At 60.7% G+C, this 618-nt stretch carries 1 protein-coding gene; it reads right to left on the bottom strand.

Annotated features, from left to right (window positions below; all coding sequences use genetic code 11):
• Positions 1-89: 89 nt before the first annotated feature.
• A complete protein-coding gene (locus tag AC01FP_RS18675; RefSeq protein WP_474482396.1) occupies positions 90-566 on the bottom strand; it encodes a 2Fe-2S iron-sulfur cluster-binding protein in 477 nt (158 codons plus the stop codon).
• Positions 567-618 lie beyond the last annotated feature (52 nt).

Below are 618 nucleotides of genomic sequence, written 5' to 3'. Positions count from 1 at the left end.
ATGGATTTCGAACCCACCGAACGGCAACGCTATTGGCGCGATCGCGTGCGCCAGTTCATCGAGGCCCACGTCCGCCCGCGCAACGACGACTACAAGGCCGAGGACAAGAGCGGCGAGCGCTGGAAGGTCTCGTACTGAGCATAGAAGTGGGTGAAGTCCGGCACCAGGTCCTTGATCACTTCCATATGCGGCAGCGGGGTAATGCGGATTTCACCCGACAGGTCCTCGATCGCGGTGGTGCAGGCAAGGCCGTTCGCGCCGTTCATGTTCATTGCACACGAGCCGCAGATGCCTTCGCGGCACGACCGGCGGAAAGTCAGCGTCGGGTCGATCTCGTTCTTGATCTTGATGATCGCGTCGAGAACCATCGGCCCGCATTGGTCGAGATCGATCTCGAAGGTGTCGTAGCGCGGGTTCTGGCCGCTGTCCGGATCGTAGCGATAGATCTTGAAGCGCTTCACCCGCTTCGCGCCCTCGGCCTTGTGGACCTTGCCGTCCTTGCGGATCGTCGAGTTCTTGGGGAGGGTAAAGGTTGCCATCGCCGGAATCCTGTTGCTTTGCGCCACCTATCTAACGGCTGTGACCGGGAGGGCAAGCCGATGTGTGTTGCGAGTTGTG

The sequence above is a fragment of the Cyanobium sp. NIVA-CYA 375 genome (assembly GCF_056108345.1).
The sequence above is the reverse complement of the archived record's forward strand: the minus strand, read 5'-3'. Positions and strand labels throughout refer to the sequence as shown.